This is a genomic window from Streptomyces fractus, assembly GCF_049844455.1.
GTDB classification, from domain to species: Bacteria; Actinomycetota; Actinomycetes; order Streptomycetales; family Streptomycetaceae; genus Streptomyces; species Streptomyces fractus.
Window position 1 is genome coordinate 2926868 of sequence record NZ_JBMYHI010000002.1, and the last position, 18528, is coordinate 2945395.

Below are 18528 nucleotides of genomic sequence, written 5' to 3' on the forward strand. Positions count from 1 at the left end.
CCCTCGTACTCGTACTGCTGTCGCCTACTGCGGCGGCTGCTGTGTCGTCCAGCCCGACGGCAGGCCACCGCCACCCGGCTGCTGAGGCGGCTGCTGCTGCGGCTGTTGGGGAGCCTGGGGCGGTTGCTGCTGCGGGTAGCCGTAGCCCTGCGGGGGCGCCGGGGGCTGCTGACCGTAGCCCTGCTGCTGCGGCGGGAAGCCGGCCGGGGGCATGCCCGGCTGCTGGCCGCCGTACATGCCGCCCGCCTGCATCTGCGCCTCGGCACGCTGCGCGAAGTCCTCGGCGATCAGCGCCGCGATCTCGAAGTACGCCTCACGCGTCTTCGGGCGCATCATGTCGAGGTCGACCTCGGCGCCCGCCGCCAGGTGCTCGTCGAACGGGACGACGACCACGCCGCGGCAGCGCGTCTCGAAGTGGCTGACGATGTCGTCCACCTTGATCATCTTGCCGGTCTCGCGGACACCGGAGATGACCGTGAGGGACCGCTGGACGAGGTCCGCGTACCCGTGCGCCGACAGCCAGTCGAGGGTCGTGCTCGCGCTGCTCGCGCCGTCCACCGACGGGGTCGAGATGATGACCAACTGGTCGGCCAGGTCCAGGACTCCGCGCATCGCCGAGTAGAGCAGACCGGTGCCCGAGTCGGTGAGGATGATCGGGTACTGCTTGCCCAGGACGTCGAGCGCGGAGCGGTAGTCGGCGTCGTTGAAGGACGTCGAGACGGCCGGGTCCACGTCGTTGGCGATGATCTCCAGGCCGGACGGGGCCTGCGAGGTGAACCGGCGGATGTCCATGTACGAGTGCAGGTGCGGGATGTTCTGCACCAGGTCGCGGATGGTGGCGCCCGTTTCGCGGCGCACACGGCGGCCGAGGGTGCCGGCGTCCGGGTTGGCGTCGATCGCCAGGATCTTGTCCTGGCGCTCCGAGGCGAGGGTCGCGCCGATCGACATCGTCGTGGTCGTCTTGCCGACGCCGCCCTTGAGGCTGATCACGGCGATCCGGTAGCAGGACATGACCGGGGTGCGCATGAGCGCGAGCTTGCGCTGGCGCTCGGCCTCCGCCGCCTTGGCACCCAGCTTGAACTTGCTGGGGCCCTTGTTGTTGTTCTTGCGCTTGGGCTGGTTGCGCAGAAGTCGGTCGGAGCTCAGCTCCACCTGCGCGTTGTACCCGAGCGGCGCGCCCGGCGCCGAACGCTGCTGGCCCGCGCCCGGGTCCCACCCCGCGCGCGGGTCGACGGCCGGCTGCGGGTACGCGTTCGGGGCGGGGGCCCCGGGAACGGCCTGCTGACCGGGGGCCGGCTGGCCCTGCTGGGGCGGCTGACCGTACGGGCCCTGCGGCGCGGGCGGCGTCTGGCCCGGCTCCTGACCGGGAGCGGGCTGCGGCTGGGCCGGGGGCTGCGGCTGCTGCTGGCCCGGCTGCTGCGGCGGGTAGCCGTAACCCGGGGCCGGCGGCTGCGGGTAGCCGTAACCAGCGGCAGGCGGCTGCGGCGCGCCCGGCTGACCGGGAGCGGGCTGCTGCGGCGGCTGCCCGTAGGGGCCCGGCTGCTGCGGGGCCGGCTGGCCGTACGGACCGGGCTGTTGACCGTAGGGGCCCGGCTGTTGAGGAGCGGGCTGACCGTACGGGCCCGGCTGCTGCGGAGGCATCGGCTGACCCGGCTGGCCGGGAGCGGGCTGCGCCTGGGGCTGAGGCTGAGGCTGGGCCTGTGCCGGGGGCTGCGGCTGGCCCGGCTGCTGCGGCGGGTAGCCGTAACCCGGAGCGGGCGGCTGCGGGTAGCCATAGCCACCTGCGGCGGGGGCCGGCTGACCGGGAGCGGGCTGCGGCTGCGCCGGGGGCTGCGGGTAGCCGTAAGCGGCAGCGGCAGGCGGCTGGGGCGCGGGCGGCGCCGCCGGAGGGGCACCATCCGTACCCGCCGGACCACCAGGCGCGGCCGAACCGGCCTGATCGGCCGCCGGGTTCACCTCGGCGGCGTCCCCGGACGTCGCGGTCTCGGACGTCGCCGTTCCGGACTCCACGCCGTCATCGGCGGCGTCGTCATCATCGTCGTCCCCCCACAGGTCACCCGTGGGATCGACGGCCCCGGACCGGCGGCTCGACGCGGCGGGATCGGCATCGGCGGCGGGAGGGGCCGGCGGTGCGGCGGGCGGCGCGGCCTGAGCGGCCTCCCCAGAACCCGTACCCGTACCCCCAAGTGTCGGGAACCCAGGAGCTGCCGGCGGCGGCGCGGAACCCTCGGACGGGGGACCCGGCGCGGGCGGCGGAGGAGTCGCGCTCCCCCCTGACGTGTCGGACGAGGGGGTCGCGGGCGTGCCGGACGGCGGCGTGGCACTCGACTCGCTTGGCTGCGCGTACCAGGACGGCGCGTCGAAATCGAGCCGGAACTCTCCTGTCAGCTCCGTCTCGATCGAACCGTCGCCGGGGTCCGGGTTCCGCTGGTCCCGGTCACTGGTCACTGTGCCTCCTGGTCTCTGCTGTGCACCTGAACGACCGGTTCCGGCGGGACCTGGTGGGTCGCGCGTCGTCGCCCCCGACCGTCGCGGCGGGCCCCGCGTCACTTGCGTCTCAGCCGTTCGTCCGGACAGCGTAAACGGTTCGGGGCGGCCCCCGTAAAGGCGGTACTTGTCACGTACCCGTCGGTACACGTCACGTACCCGCTCTCCACGGGGCCACCCCACGCCTCTTCGGGACCACCCGCCGCACGCGGGGGTCCGCCGGGCGTCAGTCCATCCGGCGCGGGCCGCCGAGCAGCCCGGTCTCCGGCTCCGTCGGCTGCACCATCACGAACTGGCGCTTGTCGCCCGCGATCCACAGCATCGTCGCGTCGCTGAGCGTCGGCAGGGTCTGGGTGAGCTGCTCGGGAAGGCGCAGCACCCGGCCGATGGCCTCCGCCTCCTGCGGGGAGAGGTTCTGCAGTCCGATGACGTCGGCGCGGGCGAGCAGTCGCGGCGCGCGCGGGCCGAGGAACGGCACGACGGTGAGCGTCGACTGCCAGGGCGTCGGCGCGATCTGGGAACGTCCGGGCTGCGCGCCCAGGTCCCGTACGACGAGGACCGGGCTCGCCACCGACGCGCCCTGAGCGGCGAGTTGACGCGGCTCGTACACCGAGACGCACTGCAATCCGCCACCCGCGGCCTGCGCCATCGGCGCCCATGCGGCGGGCCGCACCGACTCGACGGCGATCCGCGCGCCGATGGCCGCGGTGCGCAGCGCGATGATCTGCGCGGTCCACATCGAACCGACGACGACGATCTCGCGGGGCTTCGGCCGCAGCACATCGAGGACGGCGGGCGCGCCCTGCGGGTCGACGCCGATGACGACGCCGTCGTCGCCGACGCTCACGCCGAGCGAGCCGAGGGACTTCTTCGACATGACGTGCCGACGGCGGCGCGGGCCGCGCAGCCCGTAGCCGGGGCTGGTGAACTCCTCCTCGAACTCCGCGAAGTCGTCCTCGTGCGTGGGCTCGTCGGGGAGCGCCCGGTGCGTGGGCCGGCCCGAGCCGACCTCGGGGGCGGGCGCGTACGTCATGGTGGTGCCGGCCGCCGCGGGGGCCTGCTGCTGCGGCACCTGGGCGATGCCGCCGACGACACCCTGGGACGGGTCCTGCGGCTGCTGGTCCGGGTGCGGCTGCGCGTACTGCTGCTGCGCGGCCACCTGTTGCTGGGCGGCGAGCTGCTGCTGGGCGGCCAGTTGCTGCTGGCGCTGCTGATCCTCCCACTCGCGGCGGCGCGCCTCGGCCTCCTCCGCGCGGCGCTGCTCCTCCTGGTAGCGGGCGCGCAACTGGCGCTGCTCTTCGGCGTGTTGGGCGGCGGCGGCCTGCTGTTGGGCGGCGGCGTGCTGCTGGGCGGCCTGCTGTTGAGCCGCCTGATCGGGTGCGGGCTGCTGCTGCGGGTAGCCGTAGCCGCTCTGGTCCGGGGTCGGCTGCTGCTGTTGCTGCGGGTACCCGTAGCCGCCCGCTTCGGGAGTGGGCTGCTGGTGTTGCTGTTGCTGCGGATAGCCGTAGCCACCCGCCTCGGGCGTCGGCTGCTGTTGCTGCTGTTGCTGCTGTTGCTGCTGTTGCTGCTGTTGCGGGTATCCGTACCCGTCCTGCTGCTGGCCGGCGGCCTGCTGCGCCTCCCACTGTCTGCGCCGCTCCGCCGCCTCTGCGGCCCGCCGCTCATTCTCCGCATGCTGCTCAGGCGTCAACTGCTGCTGCCCCTGCGGCTGTTGCTGCTGTTGCTGTTGGGTGGCGGCCTGTTGCGCTTCCCACTGCCTGCGCCGTTCCGCCGCCTCCGCGGCGCGGCGCTCCTGCTCGGCGTACTGCTCGGGCGTCATCTGTCCGCGGGGGTCCTGGTTGCCGGGGGTGCTCATCAGCGCGTGCCTCCGAGGGGAAGGGTGGCGAGGAGGCCGGGCAGCTGCTCCCGGTCGAGACGGACGAGGCCGGCCTTGAGGCCGGAGGCGGCGCGCTCGAGTTCGCGCTTGGCCTGACCGAGTTCGTTCTCGCTCCGCGCCGAGAGGCGCACATGTCCGCTGACGGCGACATCCTCGCGGCCCGCGCGCGCGAGGGCGACGCTGAACGTCGTCGCGAGCGTACGGGTCGTGGACAGGCCGGAAGCGAGCGCGCCGAGCGGCGTGCCGCCGCGGCCGAGCTGCGGCCACGTACCGATCCAGTACGAGGCGTGCCAGCGGTCGTCGCACCGCCAGGCGCGCACGCTCTCCTCCGTACGCGGACCCGAACGGCCCTGCTGGGACTGGGCGTTGAGGTTGGCGCGCGGGTTGACGCAGGTCGCGACGGAGAGCGCGGAGAGGACGGCGTTCTCGTCGAGGACCTCGGCGACGAAGCCCTGTCCGTTGAGCCGGCTGATCAGCTGGTCGGCGGCGCGCAGCAGGGCGCGCTGGGCGCCGCGCAGGTCGCCGCCGCGCGCCTCGACGGCCTCCGGGCACAGCTCGGGGTCGAGCTTGAGCGCGACCCACGTCATCCGCACGGCGGGCGTTCCGGCCTGCGCCTGGAGCGCGGCGTACGCCTGGGCGGCGAGGGCCTGCGGCGGCAGGTGCGGGGCGGGCGCGGGCTGGGTGTACTGCACCAACTGCACCGATTCGAGGTGGATGTCCTCGACGTCCAGGGCGTCGGCGAGCAGCTCGACGGGCAGCGGCCGCGCGTCACCCTGAGGACGCAGCGGGCCGGGCGCGGAGTCCACCTGAACGAGTGCCGTCAGGAACGAGCCGTCACCGACGAAGCCGACGAGGCGCCGGTCCCGCGCCTCGTACTCGTACGTACGCAGACTCGGGTCCGCCTCGAGGAGCGGCGCGAAGCCGCTGTCGATGTCGGCGGGCGGCGGTCCGTTGAAGGCGCGGCGGCGGCGCTTGAGGGCGCGGCCGATCGCCATCCACTCGGGAAGCGGGTGGCGGCGGCGCCGACCGAGCTGAAGGAAGACGAGAAGCCCGCCGATGATGGCGGCGGGCAGCATCAGCACGGCCTTGATCGCGGCGGCCGCCACGACGAGCGCCAGCGCGATCTCGATGATGATCAAGTGGTGCGTGCTGATCGGTCCGAAGCTGCCGATCTTGCGAGGCAGCTTCGGCCTCACCGGACCTGCGGCCTGCTGCTGCGGCGACGGAGCGACCTGCGCGGTACGGCTACCGCGTCCGCCCTGCCCGCCCTGCCCGCCCGGTCGGCCGGTGGGTCGACCGCCGGAACGGCCCCCTCCGCGGCGCCCGTTCGGGGCCGGTCGCCCCTGATTGCCCCGCTGTCGGGTCCTGCTGGCGCTGGACATCCCCCGCCCTGCTCCTTCGCTCGCTGCTGTGATGAATCGTGATGGCCGGCTGGGTTGAATCGGTCGGAATCGGACCGCCCCGGGCCATCGGGACCCAACGTCGGCTGGCGCGTGGAAAAACCGTACCCGTACGCTACGGCCCGATCACCACACGGCATAGTAGAGGCCCGTGCGGCGCATGCGCCGGGGGTGGTCGAGAAGTGGACCCGCAGCAATAGTCCGGCACGGTCCAGCGAGGACGGGGAGAAAACGTAACGATGGCATCACGTCGTGATGAGCTGAATGCCTACAATTTCGCACGCAAGCGGACCGTTGCCGCTTTTCTCAAACCACTCCCCAATGGATCGGTGGACAGCGCCCCGCGGCCGCTCAAGCACGCGGTCCCGGGCCTCGTCATGGCGGTGGTGGTACTGGCGGGATTCGGCGCCTGCGGCATGATCAGCCCCGTGGCACCGGAGGGTTGGGACAAGCCCGAGGCCGGAATCATCGTCACGGATCCGTCGGCCACCCGGTATGTGGTGCTCAAGTCGGACACGAAAGACAAGAGCGGCAAGCCCGTCGGCGTCCTGCACCCGGTCCTGAACCTCGCTTCGGCGAAGCTTCTGCTCGACCCGAAAAAGACCGGCGGAGATTCCGTGAAGAAGGTCAAGGAGAAGTTCCTTGACGATTCCGACATCACGCAGGGCTCCATGGTCGGAATTCCGTACGCCCCCGACCGGATGCCGAGCACGAAGGACGCCGGCACGGCCAAGACGTGGGCGCTGTGCCAGCAGCCGGGCGGCGGTTCGGATGCCACCTCCGTACAGCAGACGGTCTTCGTCCTCGACAAGAACGACGCCTCGCAGGTCACGTCGAAGAGCAAGGGTCGGCTCGGCTCCACCCAGGCCCTCTACGTCCAGGACAAGACGGGCAAGCCGTACCTGGTGAGCAGCAACGGTGTCGCCTACCGGCTGGTCGACGGCCCCGGCGGCAAGTTCGACTCGCTGATCGCCACGCTCTTCGGCGCGGAGGCCAAGCCGCAGACCGTGTCGGACGACTGGCTCAACACGCTCCGCCACGCGCCCGTCCCGATCTCCCTGCCGAGCGTCGACGGCCTTGCCAGCACCTCGACAGCCCCCGACCTGCCCGCCGGGCACAACAAGGTCGGCACGCTGATCGAAGGCGCCCAGAACCAGAAGTACCTGGTCGAGAAGGACCGCCTGATCGCCATCACGGACTTCGAGGCGAGCCTGCTCAAGGAGACGGTCGGCGCCGCGTACTCCGACGGCGCGCCGGAGTACGAGAAGGTCCAGCAGACCGACATCCACCCTTCCGAGGGATCCCTGTACGACAACGCTCCGGCGGTGAAGAAGGCCGGCGGGCAGCTCAACTGGCCGAAGCAGAAGGTCACCCGCGCCAACGCCGCAGCGGGCGGCGGCAAGGACGTCTCCTGCTCCGTCTACCAGGGCGACAACGGCGGCGCCCGGAACCTGTGGGCGGGCAAGAGCCTGCCGATCGGGAAGATCTCCGCGAGCGCCTCGTCGTACGTCAGCCCCGGCAGCGGCCTGCTGTACCAGGAGCAGACGGGTTCCTCGGCCAGCGGCTTCAACTATCTGGTCACGGACACGGGCCTGCGGTACCACCTGCCCGTCAACAACGACTCCGGCAACACCTCCGGATCGGCGAAGAAGGAAGTCAACCAGTCCAAGGCGCGGCTCGGCTACGGCGAGGTCAACGCGGTCGAGGTCCCCGAGGTCTGGTCGCAACTCCTGCCGTCGGGCCCGGACTTGACGACGGGCGACGCCAAGCAGACGCAGAACTCGTGACCGGGACGGCATACAGCATGGACACCATGGCTCCCCCGGCAACCGCCACGGCCTCGCCCACCCGGCGCGCCGCGGCGGTTCTCGCGGCCACCGCCGCCCTCGCGGCGCTCGGTGTCGCGGGCCCGGCGACCACGCCCGCCGCCGCCGACGACGGCACGCAACTGGCCAGCACCGACTGCCAGTTCGGCGGCAAGGTCATCAAGGGCACCCCCTGGTCCCTGCAGCGCGTCCTCACCAAGCAACTGTGGGCGCACGGCAACGGCAAGGGCATCAAGGTCGGCGTGGTCGACACCGGCACCGACACGAAGAACGTCCAGCTCAGCGGCGCCGTCGCCAAGGGCAAGTCCTTCGTCTCCGGCTCCAGCGCGACGAAGGACGAGGTCGGTCACGGCACGAAGGTCGCGGGCATCATCGCCGCCCGCAAGATCCGCGGCTCCGGATTCCACGGCATGGCCCCTGGTGCCACCATCGTCCCGCTGCAGACCAGCACGAAGGAGGCCGGCGGCAACCTGGGCTCGATGATCAGCGCGATCAACTTCGCCATTCAGAACGACATCAAACTGATCAACATCTCCCAGGGCACCACCGCCGACGAGTCCCAGCTCGGCCCCCTACTGACGGCCGTCAACCGCGCCGAGCAGGCCGGTGTCCTCATCGTCGCCTCCGCGGGCAACAGCGGCGAGAGCGGCAAGGACTCCAACAGCTACCCGGCCGCGCTTCCCAACTCCAACGTGCTGTCCGTCGCGGCCTCCGACCGCAACAACGAGCGCGCCCCGTTCTCCTCCCCCAACAAGCACGTCGACATCGCCGCCCCGGGCGTCGACATGGTCTCCACGGTCCCGGTCGGCGGCCAGTGCGTCGACCAGGGCACCAGCTTCTCTGCCCCGTACACGACCGGCGTGGCGGCGCTGCTCATGCAGCAGCACCCGGACTGGGAGCCCAAGCAGGTCATCTGGCACCTCGAGTCGACGGCGATGCGCACGCACGCGTACCACGACAAGAACGTCGGCTGGGGCGTCCTCGACCCGGTCACGGCGATCAAGGACGACACGAAACCGACCCGTCAACCGACCGACGCCGACCTGCAGAACGGCACGGCGAACGGCCCCGGCGAGAAGATCACCGCCGCAAAGCTGACCCTGGGCGAAACCCCTCAGGAACGCGACGCCCGCTACGGCACATACCTGGTGATCGGCGGTGGCCTCGGCCTCGCGGTGATCGCGGCCGGCGCGATGGCGCGGCGGGACTGGCTGCGGCGGCGCGGCGAGGACGTTCTCTGAGGCGGCGCGGCGGGGGACGTTCTGTGAGGGAACCTGTGCTCGACTTGTGAGTTCAGTGTGCGGCAGGCGATTCTAGGGGCGCTGTCTGCGCACTGAACTGCGCGCGACACAAAGGAATTAGGGGAAAAACGGGGAAGGCGGCCTGCGATGGCTGACGGCGGTTACGAGGTCGATCTTGACGCCCTTGACCAGGTGGTCAAGGAGCTGAACCAGGTCCTGGCGGACATGAGCGGCCCGAAGGACAAGGCGAAGTACGGGACGTACATCCCGGAGGGGGCCTTGGGGGTCGACTTCTCGGAGGCCAGCGACTTGTACAACGCGCACGGGGACATGAAGCAGAAGATCGAAGTCGAGATGATCGCGAAGATCGAGAAGCTCGTCGACAAGTTCGGCAAGAAGACGGACACGGCTCGTGGCAAGTACCAGGACGCCGAGGCCGACAACGCGGTCAAGGAGACCGGTGACTCTGGCGTCGCGAACCGCAACGCCTGAAGGGGGACAGGGAGATGGTGGCTGACGCGCCGTCGGGCGGCGGCTTGAGTGGTACTGGGTCGGGCAAGGGCTGGGACACCCACTTCAACCAGAACGACCTCGACAAACTGAAGCAGATGGTCGCGGACGCCAAGCCGCAGACCGTCAAGGAGGTCGCGCAGAACTGGACCGAGGTCCACGAGCACCTCGTGGGCTCCGACGGCAGCGGCGGCCTCAAGCAGCAGTTCGACAACGCGGTGAAGAAGGTCCTGGAGAAGTGGAAGGGCTCGTCCGCGGACAAGTTCAAGCAAGAGGCTGACAAGATCAGCCAGGAGATGGCCAAGGGCGGCAACTTCGCCCAGCTCGCCGGCAAGGCGATGGACAACTCTGCGGACCACCTCTACAAGATCCAGGACCAGGTCCAGAGCATCGACGTCAGCTGGTGGGACGAGGCGTGGGACACCGCGACGGACATGTTCAGCAACATGTCCGCCAAGGACTACGCCATGATGATCGCCAACCCTGCCACACAGCTGTACACCGACTACAAGCTGTACCAGAGCGTCAGGAGCTCCGGGAGCAGTATCGACGCCGACCTCGCCAGCGGCATGGACACCCAGGCCGTCGTGGACAAGTGGGGCGACAAGATGGGCGCCAAGAGGCAGGCGGCGCTCCAGGCTGCGACGCACATGGAGCAGTTGGGGCAGGTCTACAAGGCGAATGCCGAGCAGCTCAATGGGGATGACACCCGCTACAAGCCGCCGGAGGTCCCCAACAGGCCCGACACCAAGGGCCCCGGTGACATGAACGTCCCCGGCGCCGGCGGCACCAACCCGGGTATCAGCGGCGGCACAGGCATCGGCGGAGGCGGAGCCGGCCAAGGCATCCCCGGCTTCGACACGAACGGTCTGAAGTCGCCCACCGCTTCGGGCCCCTCCCCGTCCCAGATCGGTACGGGCCTGGACAGCGCAGCCCCCGGCCTCACAGGCGGCCCGGGTTCCGCGACCGGAGCAGGTGGCGGCCTCGGGGCCGGCGGTGGCATGGGCGGAGGCGTCGGAGCCGGCGGCGGCATGGGCGGCGGCGCCGGTCTGAGCGGCGGCATGGCCGGTGGCATGGCGGGCGGACTCGCCGGCGGCGCGGCGGGGCTTGCCCGTGGGGCGGGCGGCGGCGCGGCCGGGCGTTCGGGAGCAGCGGGCCGAGGCACCGGTGCAGGCACAGGTCGAGGCTCGGGCGCCGGCCGCGGTATGGGTGGCATGGGCGGAGGAGCCCATGGCGCCGGCGGCGCAGGCAAGGGCGGCCTCGGCGGCAAGACCGGAGCCGGGGCACGCCTGAAGGGCGGCGTGATCGGCGGAGCCAAGGGCAAGACAGGCGGGGCATTCACCCCTGGCGGTACGGGACTTCGCAATCGTGGTGGCGGCGCGGGCGGTACCGGCGCCGGCGGCAAGGGCCAGAACGGGCGCAACGGTTTCGGGCCTGCCGGAGCCGCCGGCGGGCGCGGTGCCGGGAAGCAGCGCGGCGAGGGCGGCAACAACAGCCGCCTCCCCGACTACCTCGTCGAGGACGAGAGCACCTGGAAGCCGAAGGACCGCAAAGCCAACCCGCCCGTCATCGAGTAACCAGATACCGTTCGTGGGGCTCACGACCATTCCGGTCGTGAGCCCCACGCACATCAGCACGGAATTCACCACGAAAGGTGTCAGAGCATGCGCTTCGCGCACAGGACGCTACGCGCGATCGGCGGCGCGGCCATGGTGGGAGCCCTGGTGCTCGGCACCGCATCGGCCGCCTCGGCGGACGCGACCAGAGATGGTCAGTGGCAGAACAAGGCCTTCGACATCGACGCCATCCACAAGGTCGCCACGGGCAAGGGCGTCACCGTCGCCGTACTCGATGACGGCGTGGACGGCACTCAGGCCGACCTGACAGGCAGCGTCCTCCCCGGTAAGCGGTGCAAGGACGGCCAGCCTGCCAACCGTGAGATCACCGACGACCATGGCACGGGCATGGCGTCGCTGATCGCGGGCCACGGCCATGGAGCAGGAAACAACCAGGGCATGCTGGGAATGGCCCCGGACGCAAAGATTCTTCCCATCGACATCTTTTCCGCTGACGGCGGCGAGGGCGACGATTCCGGAATTGGGCGGAAGACAGCGTGCACCAAGCCGGAAGCCATTCGGTACGCCGTCGACCAGGGTGCCGACGTCATCAGTATGTCGCTCGACCAGGGCTTTGCCGGTCAGGACTCGAAGGAAGCCGCCGCATACGCGCTCGCGCACAACGTCGTCCTCGTACTCTCCTCCGGCAATGACGGTGTCGAGGACAACGGCGGACTCGGCTCCGTCCCAGGCGTCGTCCAGGTAGGCGCCTCGACCCAGAGCGGGACGCCCTGGGAAGAGTCAAGTTACTCAAAGCACCTGCTCTTCACCGCGCCCGGCAAGGGCATCTCGGTGGCCACCGCCAACGGCGACTACGTGGACGCCGACGGCAACAGCCACAAGGGCGACTACCTCACCACCGATGGCACCTCGATGTCCGCCGCCATCGCCTCCGGCGCCTTCGCCCTCCTGAAGCAGAAGTTCCCGGACTACACCCCCGGCCAACTGGTCAACCGCGTCACCAAGTCGACCTACATCGCCAAGGGCGTCGACAAGTCGAAGCTCCCTGACAAGGTCCACGGTTACGGCGACCTGAGCCCGCTCAAGGCCCTCACCGCCAACATCCCCAAGGGCAGCGCCAACGGCCCCTGGGACCTGTCGTCCCTCCCCAAGGCCTCCGCCAGCGGCAAGGGCAAGGCAACCGGGGACGGCTCCACCCCCAGCGCCTCCTCCTCGGACGACGGCAGTTCCAACACTCTGCTCTACGTCGGCATCGGCATCGCCGCGCTCGTCATCATCGCGGTGGTCATCGTCATCGTCGTCGTCTCCCGCAACAAGAACAACCGCGGCGGCCCCGGCGGCCCGGGCGGACCTGTCGCCCCCGGCACCATGCCCCCGCCCGCCTATCAGCAAGGCGGCTACCCGCCCCAGCAGCCCGGACCGTACGGCCAGCAGCAGCCCCCGCAGTGGGGTCCCCCGCGTCAGTGACGCGTCCCCGTAGCGGCCAGTCAACTCCCCTTGATTCGAGGGCGTTCACCACAGGGTGACGACTGGACTGGTGCGGTAGCGGCGAAGGGTAGCCAGATACGCATGTGGGGCCCACGACCACTCCGGTCGTGGGCCCCACACACATCAGCACGGAATACACCACGAGAGGTGTCAGAGCATGCGCTTCGCGCACAGGACGCTCCGCACAATCGGCGGTGCGGCCATGGTGGGAGCCCTGGTGCTCGGCACCGCATCGGCCGCCTCGGCGGACGCAACCCGCGACAAGCAGTGGCAGAACAAGGCGTTCGACATCGACGCCGTCCACAAGGTCGCCACGGGCAAGGGCGTCACCGTCGCCGTGCTCGATGACGGAGTGGACAGCACACATCCCGACCTAACTGGCAGCATTCTTCCCGGAAAGCGCTGTTCGGACGGCAAGCCCGCCAACGAGGAGAAGCTCGACGATCACGGCTCGGGTATGGCATCTCTCATCGTCGGCCACGGTCATGGGCCAGGGAACAGCGAAGGCGTGCTGGGAATCGCCCCGGATGCGAAGATCCTGCCCGTTGACATCTACGCCGATGAGGGCGGCGCCATCGGCAGCCACAACAAGACTGCCTGCGAGTGGGACGAGGCGATCCGCTACGCCGTCGACCAGGGCGCCGACGTCATCAGCATCTCCATCGAGCAACAGTACGCAGACGAAATCGATAAGAAGGCCATCGCCTACGCGCTCGACCACAACGTCGTAGTCGTCCAGTCGTCCGGCAACGATGGCGTCGAGGAGAAGCGCGGCCTCGGCTCCCTACCTGGCGTCACCCAAGTCGGCGGTTCCGTCCAGAACGGAACCCCCTGGGAAGACGAGAACTACTCCAAGAAACTCATGTTCACCGCCCCCGCCAAGGACATCATCGTCGCCACCAGCGACGGCGGATATGAGACCGACGACGGCCAGTTCATCAAGGGCGACTACGTCACCGGCGACGGCACCTCCATGTCGACGGCGATCACCTCCGGCACCTTCGCCCTCCTCAAGCAGAAGTTCCCGGACTACACCCCCGGCCAACTGGTCAACCGCATCATCAAGTCGACCTACATCGCCAAGGGCGTCGACAAGTCGAAGCTCCCCGACGCGTATCACGGCTACGGCGACCTGAGCCCACTCAAGGCGCTCACCGCGAACATCCCCAAGGGCAGCGCCAACGGCCCGTGGGACCTGTCCGCGCTTCCGAAGGCCTCGGGGGACAAGGCCGGTGGGGGCTCGTCGCCCGCCACCGACAGCACGTCCAACTCCTCGAAGGACGACGGCAGCTCCAACACTCTGCTCTACGTCGGCATCGGCATCGCCGCGCTCGTCATCATCGCGGTGGTCGTCGTCATCGTCGTCGTCTCCCGCAACAAGAACAACCGCGGCGGCCCCGGCGGCCCGGGCGGACCTGTCGGCCCCGGCACCATGCCCCCGCCCGCCTACCAGCAAGGCGGCTACCCGCCCCAACAGCCCGGCCCCTACGGCCAGCAGCAGCCCCCGCAGTGGGGTCCCCCGCGCCAGTAGGTGCCTGCACAGCCGCGAGGACCGTGACCAGGCGGCTGGTCTCGGGCCTCGCGGCTGTTGGCTAGTTCTCGACGCGCATTTCGCTGCGGATGTGTCCCGTGAGCTCCGCCGAGTCTTCCTTCGATACCTGGAGAGTGCCGTCGTACGGGGTGACCACTCCGACCGTCGAATAGTCGGCCCAGCCGCACACCGTCGTCTCAGTGGCCGGGTCGTCGTCGTCCCAGTTGTCCACCTTGAGGTCCGCGCACTTCATCACCGCGCCGTCGAGTGAGTCCGCCTCCGTCTCCTCCGGCTCGTCCAGCGACGAGACGACGTGGCCGGGGGCCTTGTCCGTTGCCTCGGTGAGCTTCTTCTCCACGAGTCCGAAGTAGTAGGACAAGGCCAGTTCGGGTTTGTCGAAGTGGCCGTAGGCACCCGTGACCGAGAACCTCTTGCTGTTCCGCGCGCGCTGCAGCGCGTCCTGGGCCGCGTCCGGATCAGAGGTGTTGGCGTTGTCGAGGAGCTCGTCGGAGTAGCTGGTGGCGATCTCCGTGGGCCTCTTCATCTCGTACCACGCCAACGCCTTGGGATCGTCCGTCGCGAGGTGCGGGTCCGACTCGTCGCCGGCGCGGTAGTACGTGGCGAACGACATCGTCGACGGCGCGGTCAGCTTGTGCGGGCCGTCGTCGTCCGGGCCCTGCGCGTCACGGATCCAGAACAGACCGAAGCCGACCAACGCCATCAGCACCGCCCCGCACGCGACGAACGCCAAGGTCCTTCCCAGACCGCCACGGCGTGGTGGCGGCGGATATCCACCCGGTTGCTGCGGGAACCCGTAACCGCCGTACTGCGGCTGCCCCGGTTGCCCCGGCTGCGCGCCATACGGCCCAGGTTGCCCGAACGGCTGGCCCGGCGGCCCCTGTTGCCCGTACGGTCCCGGCTGCGCGCCGTACGGTCCCGGTTGGTGGGGGCCGCCCGCGTACGGGCCCGGATGGTTGCTGCTCACTGCTGAAGTCCTCCCGTGGTGATGCGTCAGGACATCCTCCCGGACGCGCGGGACCCCGGGGTTCATCGGGCCGCTTCCCCCCCACCAAAGAGTCGCTTTCCACCGGCTCACCGTGGTCGACGGTCAACTTTCACTAAGCTGAGTGTTGTTACCAGGACTACGGAAAGGGCTGATGCGGCGTGGGGACCACAGGCGAGACGCCGGAGGAGATCGAGGCCCGCAAGGAGCGTGAGAAGAACGAGTTGTACGCGCTCGACATCTCCGGCGTCACGTGGGAGAGCGCTCCCGGGACCGAGCAGGACGAGGAGCGCGTCGAGATCGCGAAGCTGCCGGACGGCGCCGTGGCGATGCGTTCGTCGCTGGAGCCGGAGACGGTGCTGCGGTACACCGAGGCGGAGTGGACGGCGTTCGTACTCGGCGCCCGGGACGGGGAGTTCGACCTGGAGCCCGCTCCGCGCAATGGCGGCGCCGACGCCTGACCCGCTCCACTCAACAACAGCGGCGCCGACGCCCAGCCCCCGCTCGGCACCGTAGCCCCAGCCCCGCCCCAGTCCCAGCCCTTCACTGCACCGGCGGCATCTCCGCATCCAGCACCGACGCCGCCTGATGCGCCAGCGCGGCGACGAGGCGAGCCGGTAGCCAACCGGGCGTAAGAAGCGCCGACGCGTGGTCGGTCGAGCCGAAGCCGGCGGGACGCGGTGCGCCACCCGCGCTCAACTCGCCCACCACATCCGCCAGTTGTGGCCTCTGTACCGGGTCCCGCGACAGGCACCTGCCCACCAACGACCGCAGCGACGGCGGGAGTTCCTCGCGTTCCGGCACCGTGTGGCCCGTCGCCGCGTACGCGAGGGTCGCCCCCAGCGCGTAGACGTCGCCGAGGGGGCGTGGCCGGCCGCCCGTCGCCTGTTCCGGTGCGAGGGCCGTGACGTCGATGCCCGGCAGGTCGCGCCGGACCGCTCCGTCGGGCGCCGCCGCCCGTACCGCGCCGAAGCAGTCGAGGCGGGGGCCGTCGAACGAGAGCAGTACGGCCGCCGGGGAGAGTCCGGCATGGACGAGGCTCTGGCCGTGGATGACGGAGAGTGTCTCGGCGAGTGCTACGCCCACGGCGCGCACGGTGTGCTCCGGCAGCGGTCCGCCGTGGAGTGCGAGCGCGGTGGGGAGCGGCAGTACCGGGACGTAGGGGCGCGCGTGCCAGGGGGCGCCTCCGGGTGGCGCGAGTTCGACCGTGGGCAGGGTCCAGGTGCCCACCAGGTAGCGCGCCGCGTCCGCTTCGGCCATGAAGCGGTTCGGGTCGACGCCGGGGGCGGGCGTGCTGAGGAGGACGGTGCGGTCGCCGCCGGGTGTGCGGGCGATGCGGCAGACGGCCGGGGCCGGACGCTCCCGCTCGGTGGCCTGGTCGATGGAGGTGAGCAGGTGGTACGGGCCCACCTGCTGCGCGGCGCTCTGCATGTGTCGTCGGTCCCTTCGGCCTCAGAAGGTGCTCAGCGCGTGCACGGAACTGTCCAGCAACAGGAAGACCCGATTGCCGGCGGCGGCGAGCTGTGTGTAGTGGGGGCGGGGGTACCGCGTCGTCCAGGCGTTCTTGCCGTCCTTCCGCGGGATGCCCTTCAGCTGGAGTTCGCCGATTCCGCCGCCGTCGTCGACGGACCAGACGCAGGTGCCCTGCGCCAGCACACGGCTGGCCGTGGACGTGCCGACCGCGAACCACTCCTGTTGGCCATTGGTCCGGTTGTGGCAGCGGGTGACGTCGACGGCGTTGGCGTACACGCGGTTCCCGTGCACCTCCGGTGGCCCCCACTTGCTGTAGACCGAGTTGGTGCCGCCGAGCTGGAGCGTGCTCCACTCACGGTTTCCGTCGCGGAGCCTGTAGGCCTCAAGTGTCTTGCCGTTGAGGTAGACCATGCCGTCGGCGATGGCGGGGCGGACGACGGACTCGGACCCCTCGGACTGCTGCCAGGCCGTGCGGCCGTCGCTGGTGCGCACCGCGAGCACCGTGCCGTCGGTGGACGGGACGACGAGGACGCCGCCGCCCACCGCGGCCGGGCCGTGCAGCTTCTTGCGGAACTTCGCGGGCACGGTGACCGTCCACCGCACCTCGGCGTCAGCGCTGTTGACGCAGCGCAGCCGGCCGTCCTTCGTGATCAGGTACACCGCGTCGGCGCCTGCGGCGAGCAGGGTCTGCGCCTCGGCCCGCTCGCACGTCCACTTCGCGGTTCCGGTGGAGGGTACGAAGGTGTGCAGCGTTCCTTGTTCGTCCGCGCCGACGACGAGCCGGTCGGCCAGCGACACGTAGCCGGACCTGGCCCGCAGGCCCTCGGCGGACCACCGTCGCGTACCGTTCTTGACGCTGTACGCCCCGATACCGCCGGAGCCGAGCGCGAACACCAACACGTCGCGCACGGGCAGCAGTTCGGGTGTGGTGGCGTCGGCGGTGGTGACGGTCCACAGCTTCATGGACCCGCCGTTCTCGGCGTAGTCGTCGCCCGGTTTGGGCCTCAGCGCCTGTACGGGGGTCCTGGCCGCGGCCGGGATGTCGAACAGTGCGCTGTCGGGCCGCGAGCCGTACCACCACGCGGCCGTGCCGCCGCCCACCGCGGCGACGGTGCCACCGACGGCGAGCGTCGTCAGCAGGCGTCTTCGCGACATGGCGGGCCGCTGCGGCTGCGCTCCGCCCACGACGGTGGTCGCGAGGTGCCGGGCGCCGGTCTCCCGCTCGGTGATCGCGTCGGCGATGGAGCCGCGCCGCCAGGTCTTCTCGGCGCCCTTGGGCGGCCGCATCGCCTCGGCGATCTGGGCGGGCGTGGGACGGTGGGTGGGATCCTTGGCGAGGCAGGGGGCGATCAGTGTCAGCAACTCCGGGGGGATTCCCTGGAGTTGGGGCTCGCCGTGCACCACCTCGTACTGCACGGCCGCCACATGTCCGCCATCGAACGCGCGCCGTCCGGTGGCCGCGTACACGAGCACCGCGCCCAGCGAGAAGATGTCGGCGGCCGGTGTGACGCGGCGGCCGAGGACCTGCTCGGGCGCCCCGTAGCCGGGGGTGACCGGCACCTCCCCGGTCGTGGTGAGGGTCAGTCCGTGCTCGGGGCGGGCGATGCCGAAGTCGATGATGCGCGGGCCCGTCGACGTCAGCACGATGTTCGGCGGCTTGAGGTCGCGGTGGATGAAGCCGGCCGCGTGGATGTCGGCGAGGGTGTGCGCGAGGGAGGCGGCGAGGGCGCGCAGGGCGGGTTCGGGCAGCGGGCCGTGCGCCTCGACGGCCTGGTCGAGGGTGAGGCCCGCCAGGAACTCGGTGGCCATCCAGGGGCGGCCGCCCTCGGTCCACGCGCCGAGGACGTTCGCAACGCCCTTGCTGCGCACGGCTTGTGCGGCCTGCGCCTCGCGCACGAACCGCTGGGCGAGGTTCGTGTCGTGGGCGAGTTCGGGCTTGAGCACCTTGACCGCGGCGAGCGTCCCGGCGCCGTCCTGGCCGACGTACACCTTCCCCATGCCGCCCTCGCCGAGCACGCCGAGGACGCGGTAGGGACCGAGGCGGAGGGGGTCGCCGATGCCGAGGGGTTTCATGTGGGGCCTTCTGCCGGGGAGGCGGTCTTGGAACGTACGTGTG

13 protein-coding genes are annotated in these 18528 nt (G+C 70.6%); 7 read left to right on the forward strand and 6 right to left on the reverse strand.

The features are described 5' to 3' along the window. Positions 1-24: 24 nt before the first annotated feature. From ACP4E5_RS14935 to eccE, 3 genes are all read right to left on the reverse strand, one after another. Positions 25-2400: an AAA family ATPase gene (locus ACP4E5_RS14935; protein ID WP_483030479.1), complete on the reverse strand. Its 2376-nt coding sequence runs from the start codon at positions 2398-2400 to the stop codon at positions 25-27. 313 nt (positions 2401-2713) lie between these two features. Then, positions 2714-4342, reverse strand: a complete 1629-nt coding sequence (locus tag ACP4E5_RS14940; RefSeq protein WP_425828854.1) for a hypothetical protein — start codon at positions 4340-4342, stop codon at positions 2714-2716. Continuing rightward, positions 4342-5559, reverse strand: a complete 1218-nt coding sequence (eccE, locus tag ACP4E5_RS14945) for a type VII secretion protein EccE (protein ID WP_425828855.1) — start codon at positions 5557-5559, stop codon at positions 4342-4344. The genes ACP4E5_RS14940 and eccE overlap by 1 nt, the downstream gene beginning before the upstream one ends. A 443-nt stretch (positions 5560-6002) precedes the next feature. Between eccE and ACP4E5_RS14950 the strand changes: the two genes are divergently transcribed. The 6 genes from ACP4E5_RS14950 (at position 6003) to ACP4E5_RS14975 (ending at position 13936) form a co-directional block, all read left to right on the forward strand. Next, complete coding sequence (locus ACP4E5_RS14950; RefSeq protein WP_425828857.1) at positions 6003-7550, forward strand: type VII secretion protein EccB; 1548 nt, start codon at positions 6003-6005, stop codon at positions 7548-7550. Between the two features lie 26 nt (positions 7551-7576). Continuing rightward, positions 7577-8830 carry a S8 family serine peptidase gene (locus tag ACP4E5_RS14955; RefSeq protein WP_425828859.1) on the forward strand — a complete coding sequence of 418 codons (1254 nt, stop codon included), beginning with the start codon at positions 7577-7579 and terminating at the stop codon, positions 8828-8830. Between the two features lie 147 nt (positions 8831-8977). After that, positions 8978-9322 (forward strand): hypothetical protein, encoded by a 345-nt coding sequence (locus ACP4E5_RS14960; RefSeq protein WP_425828861.1) that lies wholly within the window; start codon positions 8978-8980, stop codon positions 9320-9322. A gap of 44 nt (positions 9323-9366) precedes the next feature. Beyond that, positions 9367-10917: a hypothetical protein gene (locus ACP4E5_RS14965; protein ID WP_425828863.1), complete on the forward strand. Its 1551-nt coding sequence runs from the start codon at positions 9367-9369 to the stop codon at positions 10915-10917. An 87-nt stretch (positions 10918-11004) separates the two neighbouring features. Further along, a complete protein-coding gene (locus ACP4E5_RS14970; protein ID WP_425828864.1) occupies positions 11005-12384 on the forward strand; it encodes a S8 family peptidase in 1380 nt (459 codons plus the stop codon). A 178-nt stretch (positions 12385-12562) separates the two neighbouring features. Further along, on the forward strand, positions 12563-13936 hold the full coding sequence (locus ACP4E5_RS14975) for a S8 family serine peptidase (protein ID WP_425828866.1): 1374 nt from the start codon (positions 12563-12565) through the stop codon (positions 13934-13936). Between the two features lie 61 nt (positions 13937-13997). On the opposite strand, the gene ACP4E5_RS14980 is transcribed toward ACP4E5_RS14975, so the two are convergent. After that, the gene (locus ACP4E5_RS14980) at positions 13998-14687 is read right to left on the reverse strand and encodes a hypothetical protein (RefSeq protein ID WP_425828868.1); all 690 of its coding nucleotides are present in this window, start codon (positions 14685-14687) and stop codon (positions 13998-14000) included. A 413-nt stretch (positions 14688-15100) separates the two neighbouring features. On the opposite strand from ACP4E5_RS14980, the gene ACP4E5_RS14985 reads away from it, so the two are divergent. After that, entirely contained in the window at positions 15101-15400 is a 300-nt protein-coding gene (locus ACP4E5_RS14985) for a DUF397 domain-containing protein (protein ID WP_425828870.1), read from the forward strand. 82 nt (positions 15401-15482) lie between these two features. On the opposite strand, the gene ACP4E5_RS14990 is transcribed toward ACP4E5_RS14985, so the two are convergent. Together ACP4E5_RS14990 and ACP4E5_RS14995 are read right to left on the reverse strand one after the other, a co-directional pair. Next, positions 15483-16370: a protein kinase family protein gene (locus tag ACP4E5_RS14990; protein ID WP_425828872.1), complete on the reverse strand. Its 888-nt coding sequence runs from the start codon at positions 16368-16370 to the stop codon at positions 15483-15485. Positions 16371-16391: 21 nt separating this feature from the next. After that, a complete protein-coding gene (locus tag ACP4E5_RS14995) occupies positions 16392-18485 on the reverse strand; it encodes a protein kinase domain-containing protein (protein WP_425828874.1) in 2094 nt (697 codons plus the stop codon). Positions 18486-18528 lie beyond the last annotated feature (43 nt).